The following is a 16,962-nucleotide window of genomic DNA, read 5'->3' on the forward strand; positions in this document are numbered from 1 at the left end:
TCGGAGGCAAATGCTTCCTTTGCGACGGACACATCAACGTCGCTCTTCTCTGGCTGCGAATGTTCTCTTGTCACAAAAAGATCTCCAGTCTCACTAATTCGGGACCGGAGCGCAGGCGATCGTGTGGAGAGGTACTTGACGACGCACAGAACCGTCAGGGCGAATGGATGCCGTCATTGCTCGCCTATCGTCTGCTCTACCTTAACGGGTGCTCGGGAAAAGGCCAGACAACGAAGAGTAAGCATATCAGGCGCACGCCGTACTTTCACCGATCCGCGTTGCAAAGATGGGCGGATGCGCATCACCATCTATCCGCCCTGCCTGTCCAGCGCTTCTTGCGACAGGCACCTCACGCTACATGCACGTCCGATCCCGATCTCCTCTACACCGTTCGCAAAGCTTAGATTCACTCTTGTTGCTGCATACCGCCACTGAGAGGCGGGACATGGCTGGGGACGGGGCGAGCGGGTGATTCTTGGGCCTCGCCGGCCCGGCCCCGGCCCAGGAACCGCGTGCGGCGCTCGCGCTCGCGGTCAAGGCGGGCACCGCTTTCCTGGTCACTGGTGCGCGTTGTGGTGGGAGCAGGAGCCAGCTCAGGCGCGAGGCGCTGGCCTTCCTGCCGGCGTGTGATGCGCCAGACGTAAAACATGCGCTCAAGGGCAGTAACCTGAGAGAAAACCGCCAGCAGAACCAGTGCCCAGATCTCAATGCCCGCGATCAGGCCAACGGCCAGAATGACGACACGTTCGGGGCGGGCAAGCAATCCTGTTCTACATTCCAGTCCCAGACCTTCGGCGCGCGCTTTAGTATAGCTAACCATCAGCGAGCCGACGACAGCGACAAACACCAGGACAATCATCCAGAGCTGCTCATGGCCGAAGGGCCAGAGCTGCTCATGGAGATCTGGCCGCTGCAACACGTACCAGAGCAGCCCAAAGAGAATGATACTTTCCGAATAGCGGTCGAGAGTCGAGTCGAAGAAAGCGCCAAAGGTCGTAGCGGCCTGGCGAACGCGAGCCACAGCCCCATCGAACATGTCGAAGATGCCAGCAAACAACACCAGCAAACCGCCTGCCACCAGGTACCCCTGCGCAATCACCAGGGCTGTTAAGCCGCTAAGCAACAGCCCGACGAGCGTTAACATATTTGGAGTCACGCCAAGGTTGGCCAGCGGTCTGATAATGAAAGCCACCAGGAGTCGAACTTGTTGCTGGATGCGTCTGCTTAACATATCTTTATTGTACCATACCTGACCCTCTGCGGACTAGCTCTTTTTTAGCGGCGAGCCTGCCACCGAGGGCCATCCTTACTGATCGAGACGACGCACTACGAGACGAACGAAAGGCCAGGTAGCGAAGGGCAGCTCGGGCGCTTCTTGGGTCAGGCCCTCCCGAGCGCGGATGGCCAGGACAGCGAGAGAAGAGAGCAAGAGAGAGAGCGCAGCCAGCCCGCAAGGCGATCGCCAGCGAGGAGGAGCGCCGATCGGCGGGCGGCCAGGGCCAGCGTTGGGCCGATGCGATGCCGGGCACAGGGTCAGCTCCCTTGCTGCCTGTGCCCACCATTGTCATCGCCTCCTTTCCACTCCGTCCCACGGCTTTCGTCACCGGCGACTGTCTGCCCGGCCTGCTGAGGCTGGACGGCACAAGGACCCAGACGTAGATCCAGACCAGAGGCGAGCGCCCGCTCGTCGATCTGCTCGTAGCGCCCGGCGCTGCCGTTGTCCTGCCAGCCTGGTTGCAGGACGACTGAGCGGGGTCCAGTCAGACTAGACCGGCTCGCGCTCCCGCAAAGTATAGAGCTGCTGGCGTTGCTCCAGCAGCTCCTGGTAGTAGTCCAGGACGCGGCGAGCAATCTGCGGCCAGGCATACTGTTGGCTTGTCTGGAGGCCAGCCTCAACCAGACGACGGCGCAACGGCTCATCCTCCAGCAGGCGGCAGATGGCCATACTCAGGGCAAGGCTATCGCGAGGGGGAGCCAAAAGGCCATTGAGGCCATGAGAGACAACGGTGGCGTAGCCCTCGATGTTGCTGGCCACTACCGGCACCCCGGAGGCCATCGCTTCCAGCAAGACCACGCCCAGGCTTTCGCCGCCAATCGAGGGGGCGCAGAAGATATGCGCGCTGGCAAAGTAACGTGGCAGCTCCTCCGCCGAGACACGGCCCACAAAGACCACGTCCTGCCAGCCCTGCTTTTCGACAAAGCGTTCGAAACCGCGCTTCAACCCACCTTCGCCCACCAGAATGAAGCGGGTGTCGGGATGACGCTCGCGGATCGTGGGGATAGCCCGTAACAGGTACTTGGCGCCCTTGCGCTTCTCAAACCGCCCGACAAAGAGGATGTTCCGCTTCCCATCCATGAACCAGGGCAAAGGCTGGTTCCAGATGTTGAAGCGCTCCAGATCGACCCCATTCGGGATCAGGCGATAGTCCGCCGGAAAGTAGCGCGAGACGAACTGGTAGGCCGCCGGTGAAACGGCGATGCGCCCGGCCAGCCGGCGAAAGTAAGGGCGCAGGAAAGGATGTAGCGATGCATAGGCCAGATAGGGCGTGGAGGTAATCCTGGCGGCAGCAAAGGCGTGAAATGTTCCCACATTGATCGCGCGTGAGAAACGCAAGACGGCCAGGGGCAGACCGGGAATCAGTGGCTCATGGAGGTGAATAATATCGAAGCGCTCGTGTTGCAGCACAGAGCGTACGCGCCGTCCCAGATAGGGATTGAGCGCTACGCGAGCGATCGAGCCATTAAAAGGAACGGGCGAGGCCCCGGCCATTTTATAGACCTGCTCCTCTGCCAGCCGCTCGTCGTCCTGAGAGACCGGGGCAAGGATGCGCACCTCTAGACCCATTTTGCGAAACTCATGCGCCAAATGGCGAACATGTTCACGCACTCCACCAGGATAGCTCCAATCATATGGAGTCACGAGACCTATTTTCACAAGTCGCTCCCTGCCTTACAATGTTGTAGAGACGCGACTATCCCCTGGACCTTACGCAAGCCCGGCCACGGTCCCCTCCTACTCAGCCAAAGGCGCCATACAACATTTTATCAGACTTTCGCAAGAGCTTCCCTCTTCCAAAAGGAAGGCACTGCGCGCTTCACGCCGCAAAGACGCGACGGTTGCGTTGATTCCGCTTGCTAAAGTGATACTGGGCCAACTGGAGATAATCGTACATCTGCCAGAGTCGCCCTCCTGGGGCCGTTGTCCCGGCCTGCAGCGAAGCGCGCAGATCGCGGGCCGTTTTTCCTTCAAACCAGGTGCAGCCGCGCCCGATGGCGTTGAGCGTATGGGCGTCGCTGTTGCCTACTTCGGGAAGGCGGTAGACGCGGCGATTGGCGCGCATGGCCACCTGATTGGCGTAGATGCCACAGAAGCTGGCGTTCCAGGTCTCGATGCCATCCAGTTGCACGCTGCTCGAGGAGACCAGGCGATCAAGTACCTCACGCTGGCAGCTGTGACGGAAGAGGCGATGGAGTGGATGGGCGACGATGGCCAGTCCGTCTTGCTCATGGATGAGGGCGATGCTCTCTTCCATGCTCAGTCCTGGAGGGATGCGCTGCTCGATGAAGAGTGCCAGCAGGTGCCCCTCGCGTGTGCTGATCTCCTCGCCAACGATGTAGTCAAAGCGGTAGTGCCCCCTGGCCCACAGGTCGCGTGCCCGCAGTGAGCCATCGATGGCGTCGTGGTCGGTAATGGCGATCACATCCAGATCGCTAAAGCGCTCGGTGTATTCCAGAATTTCTTCAACGCTAGCTGTACCGTCGCTGCAAGTACTATGAATATGAAGATCGGCCCGGCCCAGCTTTCCGGCCAGAGAGGCTTCGGCAGCCGTCATCTGTCGCTGGCGGCCCAGCAAGCGTCTGGCCAGGCTAGCGGGTCGTAATTCCTCAGTCATCCTGTTGCTCATACGTCTAGCCATACTACTCCTTCACCATTGAGAAGGTTCTACCCTTGAGTGCAGGAGGAGGAGCCTGGTCCGCCTACCAGCAGACTCAGGCGCTCAAGGCCCTTGCTGGCAGTTCGCTCGTTGCTCACTGGCAGCTCACCATGCCCCTTTCTTCCCCGCGCTCTTCTGTTCCGAGCTGGCGCCTCTGCCCATTTGAGCCAGCCCCGGTCTGATCCAGCCAGACGGGCGCGAAGACGAGCCACTGCTCGGGATGGGCGCCGATATAGCGCTCCATGACCTGGACGATCGAGCGCATGAGGGCTTCGGGATTCTGCTGCTCCTCCTCGGGAAGCGCCAGAGAGATGGGTGCAAATTCGCCCTGCATGCGGGTTCCTTCGAGGCGCCAGCCGAAGGCGCCGACGAGGGCGGCTCCCGTGCGCTGAGCCAGCATGGCCGGCCCCCCCGGCAAGCGAGCCGGGGCTCCGAAGAAGGGTATCTCGACGCTCTGGCCTACCACGGCGCGGTCGGCGGTGATGAGCACCAGTTGATTCTGGCGCAGGGTGCGCAGAATGGCTCGCATAGCCGTGCCATTTCCCACAGGGAGATATTTGATGCCATGGCTGCAGCGCAGGTTGAGCATAAGCTCGAGCATGCGCCGATCTTTGAGCTGCTCGACCGGAATTACCAGCTCGTAACCTCTAGCAACCAGCCACTGGCTGAGGTAGTCAAAAGGGCCAAAGTGGGCGGAGACAATCAGCACGCCCTTGCCTCGGGCCAAAGCGGCAGCCAGATGCTCCTCTCCCCCTGGGATGATATTGTTGACGATCTCTTCGACCGGCACGTAAGGTAAGCAAAAGCCTTCGAGATAGTTGCGCGCGTTGTTGATAAACATTTGACGCACGGTGCGCCTGAGACGCCGGCGCCCGAGGCGCGTAGTCCGTATTTCTGGCCCCAGCACATGGAGCATATTGGCAGTCGCCTGCCGACGCGCTTTGAAGGCAATCGCCCAGGCAAGCCAACCCAGCAGAACGCTGAGTGGCGGCAGCCAACGACGCGGCAGACGTGGAACGATGACAGCGGCAAGGCGAAATAGCAGGTACATCTTCGTCGTTTTCCGACTCAATGAGCGCTTCTTTCATAATCTTGCGGCCCGTTGCCTTGCGGCTCGCCCAGGCTTCTGGCTGTCCGCCTGCCCGACTGGCTGGCTGCCGTGACCAGGGCAACCCATCTTTGAGGCTTTCAGGCCGACCCTTGAGCCGGCCAGCCGCCAGGGAAAGGGCAATCGATCTTCTTCTGGATACCGCCACCTCGTCTGACCTGGCAGAGAGCAGCAGGGTTGTCTACGCCAGGCCAGGACGGTCGCGAGCTGGTGAAGCTCTCCCCCCGGCCCCGGCAGGTTGCTTCTCCGTCGCCAGGTCCAGAGAGCAATCAGGCACTTTTATCTCAGCTAAGGATCGGCGACAGGCCAGAACGGGCGAAACATATACCACTGGTCGGGGTAGCTGCGGACCATCTCCTCCAGCGCATCGAAGATAGCCTGTGTCAGGCGGACGACCTCGGCCTCGCGGTCCCCTTCGGGGTGGGGAAAGACGGGGGGAAAGGCGCGCATATAGTACTCTCCCCGTCTGCCGTACCAGACGAAGCCGGACATAATCGCCGCGCCAGTCTTCATTGCCAGCCTTGCCGCACCAGCGGGAACGTAGGTTGTGCGTCCGAAGAACTTGACGGGAACGCCCTCGTTCTCTGTCAGTGGGCGATCGATCAGAATGGCCAGCATCTGATTTTGCTGCAGAACACGCAAAATTGGTCGGGCCGAGCGCTCCATTGGGATAATGGCCATGCCCTTATCCTGGCGCTGTTTTTGCACCAGCGCGTTGAGCTGCGGATCGGCGAAGGTTTCGGCGATGGCCGAGAAGGGCACCTCGCGGGCGATGATGGCTCCGGCCACGTCCCAGTTGCCAAAATGGGCGGTAGTCAGGATCACACCGCGGCCTGGCTGGAGGGCCTGCTGCAGATACTCGCGCCAGGAAGAGGCTCCCCGGGTCAGGTCACGCCCCTGTCGTTCAATAGCCTCAATATCGAGGCGGGCGAAGCTCAAAAAATCGGAAGCGTAGCGGCCGTAGTTGCTCCAGGAAGCGCGTGCCAGTCGGCGGACAGCGCGATCGCCTGGGGGGCGGCCCAAGACCTGAGCCATATTGGACTGGGTCACCTGGCGCTTCGAGCGCCAGGCCAGATAGCTTGCCGTCCCGATCGCCGCTCCGAGAGCGTGGCGCAAGGGCCGAGGTGTACGCCCCGCAAAGGCACTCGTACCACGTGCCAGCCAGTAGATGACGGACACCGGTTACTCCTCCAGGTTGACTTCAACCGCCGTCTCCGCCGTGGGAGTACTCCCGACGGGCAGCGTTGCCAGCACGAACCCGGGATCGACCAGTTGCTGTAGCCGCTGCAGGCAATACTGAAAGCGCTCCTTGTCCAGGGAACAGTAGACCTGGCGTCCGGCGCGACGCATGCGCGTCAATCCGGCGCGCTGCAGCTTCCGCAGATGCCAGGAAACCAGCGGCTGACTGATCTCCAGAGCATCAGTGAGAGCCGTGACCGTCATCTCCTGCTTGCGCGCCAGGTGGTAAATGATGGTCAGGCGCACGACATCCGCCAGCGCTTTCATCATGGTTTTCAGTTCACGCCAGTCGTTCGATCTATCCAAGTCGATCCTTCTCTGCGTGCTCAGACGATTTTGTATAAACCTTTGTTTATATACTAACGCGCGCTGGCAAGGCTGTCAAGATGGGAATGCGGACAGCAGAGCTATGAGAAGGCTCGGGGAGCGTTTTCCGACAGCAGAGATTGAGTTGGTCCTCCACAAAGGTCCTGTTCCGCCAAGATAGGTGGAAGCGCAAGGGAGGAGCCGCAGAGAAGCTGATGGGCCAATCGAGATAGGCAGGCAAGAGGATGGGTAAGAGGCCGGAATGAGCAGCAAGGAGAGGGGGAGGAAAAAGAGAAGAGCCGGAGGTGGAGCTGTTTCATAGCCACCTCCGGCTCTATCCATCTATAAGCTCTATTTCCTGATGGTGCTCTTCGTACCGAAGGTTACGAACTGCAGAGCCAAGATTGGTGGTGGGTGACCAGGGACTCGAACCCTGAACCTAGCGAGTGAAGCAGACAGCCAGCACAACCGGGTCAGGCGGCCGCGGCCTGAGATCCGAAGCAGGCAGGCTCGGCCGTGCCGTGCTGGTTATCCCCTCCCGAACCGGACGTGCACCTTTCAATGCATCCGGCTCTCCAGAGAAGCGTCTTCCGGCGCCTCTCCTGCGCCCCTTCCCCGTGTATCAGCCATTACGCTGATCGTTTGAGTACTATGGGCGCTCCGTCACCATGAGCCACAGGGAGCGATCCCTGTCGCTTTTAGGTGATCCCGCAGTTCCCACAGCGCTCCGCTCCGTACGTAGGTCTCCCTTCCTGTTGCCTGGCCTGCCTGGCGGGAGCATTCGCCAGCCCTCCTAATCACAGCTGACGACACCGAGGCGGGCATTAAGGGATTCAACCCTTTACGGGCTTGACCATATACGGCCTAGCTGCCGCCGCCAGGAACCGGCGTTGTAGCATCGGCCCTTCCTTTCGCTTTCATACGGTGGTGAGGGCCGGCATCAACACCCGATCCTTCCGGGCAGCGACTTTTCCATCATGCTGTTGTCCCCCGCCACCTTTCGGCGCGAGGTAAGATGGCGCTTTAGCCACGTCTGCTCCAGTGGCATCGGGTCTTTCCCGACAGGAACGCTGTGAGCACAACGGCGCACTTAAGAGTCGCTTGCTCTACCGATTGAGCTAGTCACCCAGCCTTTGTCCTACAGTGATACCGAAGTCCCCGAGCTTGCTGCGGGCACCTCAGTGGCACTGCAGGATGAAGGATAGCACATCTGGGGCGTTCCGTCAAGTAGGAAAAAGGCCAGTGGCAGAAGTCGGTCAGCGCTTCACATGCTGGGGATGGAGGAGAGCGAGGGCGCCGGCTCCTCCATCTCACCAGTTAGCTTCAGTCCAGGTGCTGGGACGGGAGCGGGCTGGCCGGCTTTGATTGGCCCACGCCATAGCGGCTCAGAAGGCCGGCTCCCGGGCTGGTACTGCGCCCGGCGAGCAGCGGTACGGCCACAGGAGCTGGCCGGGCGGGAGCGGCGGCGAGCAGCGGGCCTGCCGAAATGGGCTGTAACTCTGGGAGCTGGGAGAAGGGGTCGGACCAGGGTTCTGGCTGAACGGTGGCGGCGAAGGCCACCTCCTGAGCCTCGGGCCTGGCCGGCAGAGTCCAGAGCGGCAAGGGATCTGTATCGCGGCTGGATGCTGAAGGGTCGCAGCCCAGAGCGAAGGGGTGTCCCGTGACCGCCGGGACGGGAGCGGCGGCCAGTACCAGCGTATCGGTGACCGGCTCTGACCCTGATAGCGCCCCAGCCGAAGGTAGGGTGGCGAGCGAGGCCGCCAGGAGGCGCTGGCGACGATGCAACCAGGTAGCCCCCAGCGCCAGAACCAGTGCGCAGCCGAGGCCAAGCGTCATCAAGAAGAGACCGCCCCCGGTTGGCTGAGCCGAGGCAGCAGTCGAGGGAAGAGTCGCTGTCGTTGGAGCTGCGGCGGCGGGAGAGGCTACCGACGGAGGCAAGCTATCGTCTCGCTCCGCCGCGCTCTGCTGGGCCGTTTTGTTGTGCAAGGCCGTTGCAATCTTATATTTCAGGGTCGCGGGCGTGGGAGTAGGTGTTGGCGTTGGCGGTGGGGCCTCGTTGCGATAAATTGTCATTAAATTCATGACCTTGGCCGCCCAGGAACCCGAGCTAGAGGTTCCAACGTAGGGGCCGGCGATCAGGTAGACGGTGGTCAGTCCGCGAGCGATATAGCGTTGTTGGACGATGGAAAACCAGTCCTGAATAGCAGCAGCGTAGGAAGGATAGATGGTATAGCCCCCGGCGTCGCCTGGATAGCTGGCGCTGGCGCGGACGCCGCCGGGATTACGGTCTCCCAGACCGACCCCAGCCGCTCCCTGATTCGTTTCGACATACCAGACGGCCAGGGCGAAGGCATCGTCGATATTGGTTTGACGGGCAGCCTGCTCGACCACTTCGCCGGTACCGGCCATAGGAGTGGAGGCCAGAATTCGATTGACAGTCGCTGCCGGCAGCGTTGGTGGCCCCAGCACGCTGGCGCCGCTGGCCTGACTGCCAGCCGTGGCGTTGACGATCTGCCAGGTCAGTACTGCCGCACCAAGGAGGAGCAGCGCCAAACTGACGAGCACAACGCGCAGCGAACGTCGGAGAGGTGGCAGTGGGAATGCTGGCTGAACAGTCTTAACGATCAGCTTGCTCTTCATCATACTCCTGTTATCCCTGAAGCCAGAGAGGCGAGCCTCCTTCCCTGCCACCTCTCTCCCCCATGCCTCACTGCCGATCCCTGCTCAGATCGGTGAAATCAGTCCCTTCTTCCCCTTGTTTTGTTCTCGATACAATCTTTTTCCTGGCTGGTGGCGCCTCTGGTCTGGTCGCGACCCATCTTGCTCGTTTTCAGCATCGGCTTCTTTAGCGGCGCGGGCCGTTTACACTCCCTGGAGAGAAGGAGCCGCGCCCAGCGCCTTTCTCTCCTCCTACGCCAGAAGGGGCGGTCGGAGAGAAGAGCGCGTCTATGCTGATTGTACCATGCAGCGCGAATTTACTTGTATCAATAGCATCCAGCATAGGTAGTATCTCCCATAAATGGTATGCTATACTGGAATGCACGAGAGCCACGAAGGCGCTGCAGGCCCTCTGGTTGGCCGGGACAGGTTGGCCACGAGGGGAGGCAACGAGCTTGAGCCGGCTCGGCGGCGCCAGCGGTGGGCCAAGGAGCGTCGATGTCTGTGAGGAGAGACAGGGGGTTCGCCATCAGTCCCATTAGTCCACAGAACGGTCAGGGGAATGCTCAGACAGGACGCCTGGGGCGCAATACCCTGCTCCACAAGCGCTACATCATTCTGCGCGTGATCGGCCAGGGGGGCATGGGAGCAGTCTACCAGGCACGCGATACCAAGCGGGGCGAGATCTGTGCGGTCAAGGAGATGAGCCTCTCTTCTGTGCCGCCAGGCGAGCAGGGTAAGGCCCTGGAGAACTTTCTGGCGGAGGCGACGATTCTCTCTCGCCTTAGCCATCCCAATCTGCCCGCCTTTACCGACTTTTTTAGCGAGGGCGAGCGCCATTTCCTGGTCATGGAGTACATCGACGGGGAGACCCTGGAGGAACTACTAGAGGAGAACGGCGGACCGTTCTCTGAGCGGAGGGTACTGGGATGGGCACGCCAGCTCTGTGATGTGCTTGAGTATTTGCACAGCCAGCAGCCGCCGGTGATTTTCCGCGATCTGAAGCCCGGCAATATTATGCTGCGCCGAGACGGACGCATTAAGCTGATCGACTTCGGTATTGCCCGGCTGGTACGCCGCTCCTCCTCGCAAGATACCCAGTTGCTTGGTACTCCTGGTTTCGCTCCCCCGGAGCAGTATGGCAGCGCTCAGACAGATCAGCGTTCTGACATCTATTCGCTGGCGGTCACCCTCTTTCAGCTCCTGACAGGAACTCTGCCGGAAAAGGGCTTTGGCCTGCCAGATGCACGCACCTTGAATCCTGCCATCTCGCCAACGGTGGCGCGGGCGCTGGAGAAGGCCGCCTCTCTTGACCCGAACGACCGCTATCCCAGCGTGGCCGTTTTCCGCCGGGCCCTCTTCCGCGTGGGAACACTTCCCTTTGAGAACGGGCAGGAGGCCACCACGCCCGAGGAGCTGGCCGAGTTATGCGCCCGCTTCCCCAACGAAGGGGCCGATTACCTGTTCAATGGGGAGATCGAGTCGTGGCTGGAGGAAATCGGGGAGAGCGATCTGGCGCGCAAGGTACGCCGCTTACGAACAACGACCGGCGATCCCGAGCTGGGAGTCGAACGGCTGATCCAGCTCATTATGGGGCCTGACGCCCATCTGCGCACACAGTCCCAGAAGTCCATGAGCGCCACGGCGCCTGTCCCCGCAGAGGCGGCCCGCGGTCGCTCGCCGGCGCGTCCTCGCAAGGCCCCGCTGATGATTGTGCGCCCGGCTACCATTAATTTTGGCCAGGTCTATCCGGGCTTGTCTGCTCCTATGCTGCTCACAATCACAGGCAATCAGGGTTCAGTGGTTCAGGGGACGATTCAGCCCAGGGAACCCTGGATTATCGTCGACCAGACACGCTTCGATGGGATGAGCACGCTGGTGCGTGTACGGGTGGATAGCAGTCGCCTGGCGGGGTCGCAGCGCTATAGCGGCAGCATTGTCATCACCCCCCTTGGCGAGGTGACAGGCAAGCCGGCGGAGGTGAAGGTGGAGGTGGAGGTCATGGACTATAGGGCTACGGGACCAGTGCCCGCACCAGGAACCCGCGCAGGCAGTGGCCAGGTCTCCGGGAGCGTCGGAGCCGGGGCCGGTCAACGCTTGCTTCCTCCCGGTCAACGCTCTGGCTCTGTGGCCGCCGCTCTGCCGGCCTATATCAACCCTCAGGATGAAGCCTATAAGACAAAATTTGGTCAGCCAGGAGGTTGGGATCCACTGCGGGCCAGTCCTGCTGAGCGCCGCAGGCTGCACTGGCTTCAGGTTTTTGCCGCAGCTTTGTTGATCCCCTCCCTCTTCTATGAGCTTTTTGCCCATCTCCCATTCTTTTCCCTTACTCCCCTTCCTCCCAACCCAGCTTTTTTGCCGATGCTGCTGGCAATGCTGCCTCTGGCGCCCTTGGGCGCTCTGCTGCTGAACGCCGATCATGGCTGGCAGCTTCCCGAGGTACTGAACCGCTTCTGTGCAGGACAGGCCACCACCCTGGCGGCCTTGGGCCTGCTGGAACCGGCCTGGCACAGCATTTTCCAGGATGGAGCGCCTCCATTGCATGCCCTGGCCCTGTTTGCTCTGGCCGCCCTGGCCAGCACTCTGGGCAGCAGTCAGCCGATCAGCAGCCGCATCCTGGCAGGAGCCAGCTGGGCCATGAAGCGCTTCCGTTTACCGACCCTGGCCCTCCTGATGATGACCGGCGTCGGCCTGGGCCTGAGCCTGGCGCTGGGGACCAGCCTGAGTCTGCTGACTCCCCTGGCTGTGGCTGCGGGAGCGGCTGTGACTCTGGCCCTGATCTTTCGTATCGACCGGCTGATCGGGCATCCATAGCCATGAGTGGGGAAAAGCTCATAAGACCAGCAGAGGCGGCGCAGCCGGCGCGAAAAGGGAAAGTGGTCGTGGTACTGGGGCCAACCGCCTCGGGTAAAAGCGCCCTTGGGATCCAGCTGGCTCTGCGTTTCAATGGGGAGATCGTCTCTGCAGACTCGCGCCAGGTCTATCGTGGTTTGGATATCGGCACCGCTAAGGTCACTCCAGAGGAGCGGGCGCTGGTTCCTCACCACCTGCTCGATGTAGCCGACCCTGGCGAGAGCTACAGCTCGGCACGCTTCCGGGAGGAGGCCCTGAGCGCCATTGAGGCTATTTTGAGCCGTGGCAGGCTTCCGTTACTGGTCGGCGGCTCCCCCCACTATATCCAGCTAGTGGTGGACAATCTGCAGGTTCCCCAGGTGCCACCCGACAAGGAGCTGCGCCGCCAACTTGAGCAACGTCCACTAGAAGCGCTGGTCGCCGAGCTGGAAAGACGCGATCCGGAGGCCGCGGCACGCATCGATCGCCGCAACCCTCGTCGGGTGATCCGGGCACTGGAGGTCTGTCTTTTAACGGGCCGCCCTTTTTCCGAGCAGCAGGGCAGGCCGGCTCCCCTCTACAAGAGCCTCCTGCTGGGGATTCACTGGCCGCGCCCAGAACTCTATCGCCGCATCGACCAGCGCGTTGACGAGCGCCTGCGTCAAGGTATGATCGCCGAGGTTCGCCGCCTGCTTGACCAGGGCCTCAGCCATGAGCGCCTGGAGGCTCTGGGTCTGGAGTATCGCTTTATCAGTCGTCTGCTGCGCGGTGAATATCAGGATGAGGCGACGATGGCCGAGCATCTGAAGCACGCCATTCACGACTTCGCTCGCCGTCAGCTGAGCTGGTTTCGACGTGATCGGCGCATTATCTGGTTGGAGGGCGCTGACCTGGAGCGGGCCGAGGCCGAAGTGGAGCGCTTCCTGGCGGGGGAAGAATGACCGGGGTCAAAGACAGAGGAAGTCAGGGCCAAAAAGAAAGTTGGCCAGGATTGACCTGGCCCGAGTGAGATCCATCGTCCGGCGGAGTCCGTCCTTGAGGGGCAGACTCCGCCGCCTGGCAGCCGCCGCAGATGAGCGAGCAAGCGAGGGCTAGGCCACAACCGAGGTCGCCTCCGAGCTGGCCTCGGGTCCCTCCTCGGACGTGGGGCGGCTGCCATTGCCATTAAGCGAGCTGCGCGGGGTTACCACTGGCAGGTTGCTCTCGACCACCTGGCCGCCGTCGATCAAGAGATAGTAGGGGAACTGAGCCGGGTCGAAAGCGCTGCTATGTGAGATAAAGAAAACCTGCTCGAAGTGCTGTCCCAGCATCTCCCCGGTGACTACCTCGACCACCGCTTGCGCGCGCCGCTGATCGAAGGAGCTGAGCGGCTCGTCGAGGAGCAAGAAACCGGGAGCCGCGTTCAGTTCGCGCGGCAGGGCAGCGATCGCGAAGGCCAGGCGCAAGGCGAAGGAAATCTGGTCGGCGGCCCCACTAGAGAGCGCTTCGCGGGGGATATACTCGCCGGCAGCCGAATCCCAGACGCGCCAGCGTAGAGGCCCGCCGCTGGCGCTCCCCTCCTCCGGCTCGGTCACCAGTTGCACATCGTGATAGCGACCGCTGGTCAAGAGCGGCAGAATTTGCTGCATGTAGTATTCGGTGCGCGGGATCATCTTGCGCATCAGGCGCTCGATGACGGCAGCGATCAGCATGCTTCCGCGCTTCTTGGTCTGATAGCTGCGCTCCTGCTGTTCCATACGCCTGCGAGCCTGCTCCAGGTCGAGCTGTTCGCCGCCGGTACCCAGTTGCTGGCTTAGCTCCAGCTCCTCCTTCTCACGCTGCCGCAGCTCCTCCTCCAGGCGAGCGCGCTCCTCTTCGAGACGCTGGCGGTCGGAAATGCCATACTCGCCAACGAGAGGCCAGACTGCCACGATCTCCTCGCGCTGATAGCCCTGGGGAGCGGGGCGCCCGCGCAGCTCCAGTAAGGCCCGAATGCGCTCGCGAATCTCCTCGATGTCCTGGCGGCACAGCTCGATCTTGGCCTGTGAGGCACCTTCCTGAATCTGCAGCTGCTCAAGCTCCTGGAGAATGCTCTCTTCGCTGGCGGCCTCCAGCTCCTGCTGACAGCGCCCGCGGAGCGCATTGAGCGTCTCAGTGAAGGGATTGGGCGGGATGATCCAGCTACCGAGCACGGTGCTGAACTTAGCAAGCTGCTGATAGTAACCAGACAGCGACTGCTGACGCTCCTTGAGAAGAGTGGCGTAATACTCGCGCCGTCCCTGCAGCTCGATACGGCGTCCGAGAGTGATATGCAGAGCCTCCAATTCGCGGCGGGCCGCACTCTCCGCGCTACTGACCTGGGCCTGACCGAACTGCAGCCCAAGGGGTTTCACGCGCTGGCGCAGGGAGTCCGTAAGCTTCTGCAGGGCCTCCCTGAGAGCAGCCTGCTGTTCGCGGGCACGAGCTAGCTGCTGCAGAGGATCGCTGGTCTGGAAGCGTTCCAGGCGTCCCAGCAGGACCTGCTTGCGAGTCTGTAGGGTCTCCAGTTCGTGCTCACAGAGCCTGATCTGCTCCTGAAGCTCAGCAATGGCGTCGATCTTGCCATCGAGAGCAGCTATTTCCAGCTCGGCAGTTTTGAGCGCCTCGTCGATGATGGCCTTCAGCTCAGCATGTCTGGCGGGGGAATTAAACACATTGGCCTCGAAGGTTGGAATCGGCAGGCCCTCCTGACCCATCAAGGTAGCCAGCTCGTGGCGAGCCTGTTCCACAGCCACCAGGTCGCTGCGGAGCTTGCTGTGAATATCATCCCAGTCCTTAGCGTGGGCCTCTGTCTCCAGTTCGGTCACTTGCCGGCGCAGAGCGGTGGCCATCTCAGCAGCCTTCGTGGCTTGCGCGCGCAGAGTAGCCAGGCGTTCGCGAGCTTCAGCCAGGGCCTGCTGCTCATCGGCAGAGGCACCTTCGGCCTGGGCCTGCTCGATCAAGCGGCGGGCCTCATCGGGGGAAGCTGGCACCTCGGCGCCAAGAGCGCGGATCTCCTCCTCGACGCGAGCCAGGGCCTCTTGACCGCCATTAGCGCGGGCCGCGGCCTCACGAGCGGCTACCATAGCCCGTACATGATTGAGGGCATCCTGCTCGCGCTGCAGAGCTTGCTGGACGGAGACACGTGCCCGACTATAGCGGATAAAGAGGACCACGAAAGCGGCAACGCAGGCAGCCGCCAGTACGATGCCGATCACAGCAGGGACCAGGAGCTGCGAGAGCGCCCATATAAAGCTCAAGAGGGCGGCGATTCCAAAGCCGATTCCGGCCATGATCAGGAAAGCCAGCAAGCGGCGCATCACACTGAGTGCGGCGGCAGCCTCCTGATGGCAGCGCTCATGCTGCTGATAGGCCGCGCGTACCTGGCGCTCAGCCTCTGTCAGGCCGCGCAGCTTATCGCGCAGGCGCAGCCATTCCTCGAACTGGCGAGCCAGTTGCTGACGGCGCCAGCGTTCCTCATAGGCCGTGATCCGCTGCTCGGTCTGGCGCACCTCCTGTTCAGAGCGAGCCTGGTCCTGCTCGGCCTCTCGCAGTCGGCGACGCATGTCCTCGATGTGATTCTCCAGTTGCTCGGCCTGATCACGAGCCGCCAGGCGTTGGGCATAGCGCTCCTCGGCCTGACGCAGGGCCTCCAGGCGCGAGGCCAGGTGACGTAGGCGGCGCAGGCGCTCCTCCAGCGAGGGACGTCCGGCACGCCGGCGCTCCTCCAGCTCGCTGCGAGTCAGGCGGGCCTGATCGAGGCGGGCCTGAGCGCGAGCGATCTGCTCCTCCAGTTGCTCCAGATTCTCCTCAAAGGTTGTCCGCTCCTGGGCCTCCTGCTCCAGCTCCTTAATCGTGCTGACAGTAGCCAGCAGGTCGGTCGCCATGCGCTCCAGAGTGCCGAAAGAGCGCGAGAGATCTTCCAGCTCGCGCACGCGCTTTTCAAGAGCAGGTAGTTCCTCACGCTCGCGCAATTCCAGATCGGCGATCTGGCGATCCAGCTCGGGCAACTCGCGGCGAGCCTCGGCCATCTCGTCGTAAGCGGTAATCAGCTCGGCCAGAATAGCTTCAGCCTTCTTAAGCTGCTGCACGCGCGCCTGGCGGCTCTTCAGCTCTGAGCGCTTCCGCTGGATCGTGGCCAGAGTATGCTCCTGCTCAGCGATCTCCGCCTCCTGCTGCTCGATCTCGGCCAGATACTCATTGACAGTGACCGCATCGAGAGCCTCCTCGACCTGGCCCAACTTGGCGCTCAGCTCAGGGATGCGGGCCTGCAGCTCGGCCAATCGCAGGCGGGCCGCACAGTCGCGCAGCTGCTCCTCATCCTCGGGAGTTAAACGGAACTGCTCAGCCAGACGGGCCAGCTTTTCCAGGCCCAACAGACGGCGCAGAGCGACCTCGCGTTCGCGGCCACCGATCTGCTCTAGACGCTGAAGTCCTTTCTGCTCGATCAGGCAGGAATTGCGCAGCGTGTCGCCATCGAGGCGTCCCAGCTCGGCAATGATGCGCTCATTAGCGGCGCGTAGCTGTGTAATCGGCTCGCTTTCGGGCATGCCCAGGCGGCGGACCACCAGCGAGACGCGCTGGCCGCTGCCGCGCTCAATGGTGCGTGTGATGGCCAGTTCGGTGGCGCCCACGGAGAGGGTCAGCCTGACCGTAGCCTCAGACTCTCCGTACATAATCAGATCGTCCAGCGCCCGTTTCTCCCGATGCGTAGTGAGTGGCTCGCCAAAGAGAGCAAAGTAGATGCATTCAAAGAGGGTTGACTTACCAGCCTCGTTCGGCCCCTGGATCAGGATACTTCCGCGCTGGGGAAAGTGCAGATCTATTTCTCGCAAGAGCCTGAAACGCTCGACTGTCAGATGTTTCAGAATAATCATTTCTGCTTCA

Annotated in this window: 10 protein-coding genes; 2 read left to right on the forward strand and 8 right to left on the reverse strand. The window is 61.9% G+C overall.

What is annotated here, in order from left to right:
• Positions 1 to 406: 406 nt before the first annotated feature.
• The 7 genes from ACFMO7_RS18670 to ACFMO7_RS18700 all read right to left on the reverse strand — a co-directional run bounded on the left by ACFMO7_RS18670 (position 407) and on the right by ACFMO7_RS18700 (position 9,231).
• Positions 407 to 1,231 (reverse strand): CDP-alcohol phosphatidyltransferase family protein, encoded by an 825-nt coding sequence (locus tag ACFMO7_RS18670; RefSeq protein ID WP_376797002.1) that lies wholly within the window; start codon positions 1,229 to 1,231, stop codon positions 407 to 409.
• Positions 1,232 to 1,765: 534 nt separating this feature from the next.
• A complete protein-coding gene (locus ACFMO7_RS18675) occupies positions 1,766 to 2,935 on the reverse strand; it encodes a glycosyltransferase family 4 protein (RefSeq protein WP_376797003.1) in 1,170 nt (389 codons plus the stop codon).
• A gap of 160 nt (positions 2,936 to 3,095) precedes the next feature.
• Positions 3,096 to 3,917 carry a PHP domain-containing protein gene (locus tag ACFMO7_RS18680; RefSeq protein ID WP_376797004.1) on the reverse strand — a complete coding sequence of 274 codons (822 nt, stop codon included), beginning with the start codon at positions 3,915 to 3,917 and terminating at the stop codon, positions 3,096 to 3,098.
• Positions 3,918 to 4,029: 112 nt separating this feature from the next.
• A complete protein-coding gene (locus tag ACFMO7_RS18685) occupies positions 4,030 to 5,007 on the reverse strand; it encodes a lysophospholipid acyltransferase family protein (protein ID WP_376797005.1) in 978 nt (325 codons plus the stop codon).
• A gap of 324 nt (positions 5,008 to 5,331) precedes the next feature.
• Positions 5,332 to 6,222 carry a lysophospholipid acyltransferase family protein gene (locus tag ACFMO7_RS18690; protein WP_376797006.1) on the reverse strand — a complete coding sequence of 297 codons (891 nt, stop codon included), beginning with the start codon at positions 6,220 to 6,222 and terminating at the stop codon, positions 5,332 to 5,334.
• 3 nt (positions 6,223 to 6,225) lie between these two features.
• The gene (locus ACFMO7_RS18695; protein WP_376797007.1) at positions 6,226 to 6,588 is read right to left on the reverse strand and encodes an ArsR/SmtB family transcription factor; all 363 of its coding nucleotides are present in this window, start codon (positions 6,586 to 6,588) and stop codon (positions 6,226 to 6,228) included.
• 1,323 nt (positions 6,589 to 7,911) lie between these two features.
• A complete protein-coding gene (locus ACFMO7_RS18700; RefSeq protein WP_376797008.1) occupies positions 7,912 to 9,231 on the reverse strand; it encodes a hypothetical protein in 1,320 nt (439 codons plus the stop codon).
• Positions 9,232 to 9,744: 513 nt separating this feature from the next.
• Between ACFMO7_RS18700 and ACFMO7_RS18705 the strand changes: the two genes are divergently transcribed.
• Together ACFMO7_RS18705 and miaA are read left to right on the forward strand one after the other, a co-directional pair.
• Positions 9,745 to 12,060 carry a protein kinase gene (locus ACFMO7_RS18705; RefSeq protein WP_376797009.1) on the forward strand — a complete coding sequence of 772 codons (2,316 nt, stop codon included), beginning with the start codon at positions 9,745 to 9,747 and terminating at the stop codon, positions 12,058 to 12,060.
• Positions 12,061 to 12,128: 68 nt separating this feature from the next.
• Complete coding sequence (miaA, locus tag ACFMO7_RS18710) at positions 12,129 to 13,019, forward strand: tRNA (adenosine(37)-N6)-dimethylallyltransferase MiaA (RefSeq protein ID WP_376797010.1); 891 nt, start codon at positions 12,129 to 12,131, stop codon at positions 13,017 to 13,019.
• Positions 13,020 to 13,169: 150 nt separating this feature from the next.
• Here miaA and ACFMO7_RS18715 read toward each other — a convergent pair whose 3' ends face one another.
• Positions 13,170 to 16,952, reverse strand: coding sequence for an AAA family ATPase (locus ACFMO7_RS18715; RefSeq protein ID WP_376797011.1), 3,783 nt, complete (start codon positions 16,950 to 16,952; stop codon positions 13,170 to 13,172).
• Between the last annotated feature and the right edge of the window lie 10 nt (positions 16,953 to 16,962).

The sequence above is a fragment of the Thermogemmatispora sp. genome (assembly GCF_042408735.1).
In the GTDB taxonomy this organism is placed as follows: domain Bacteria; phylum Chloroflexota; class Ktedonobacteria; order Ktedonobacterales; family Ktedonobacteraceae; genus Thermogemmatispora.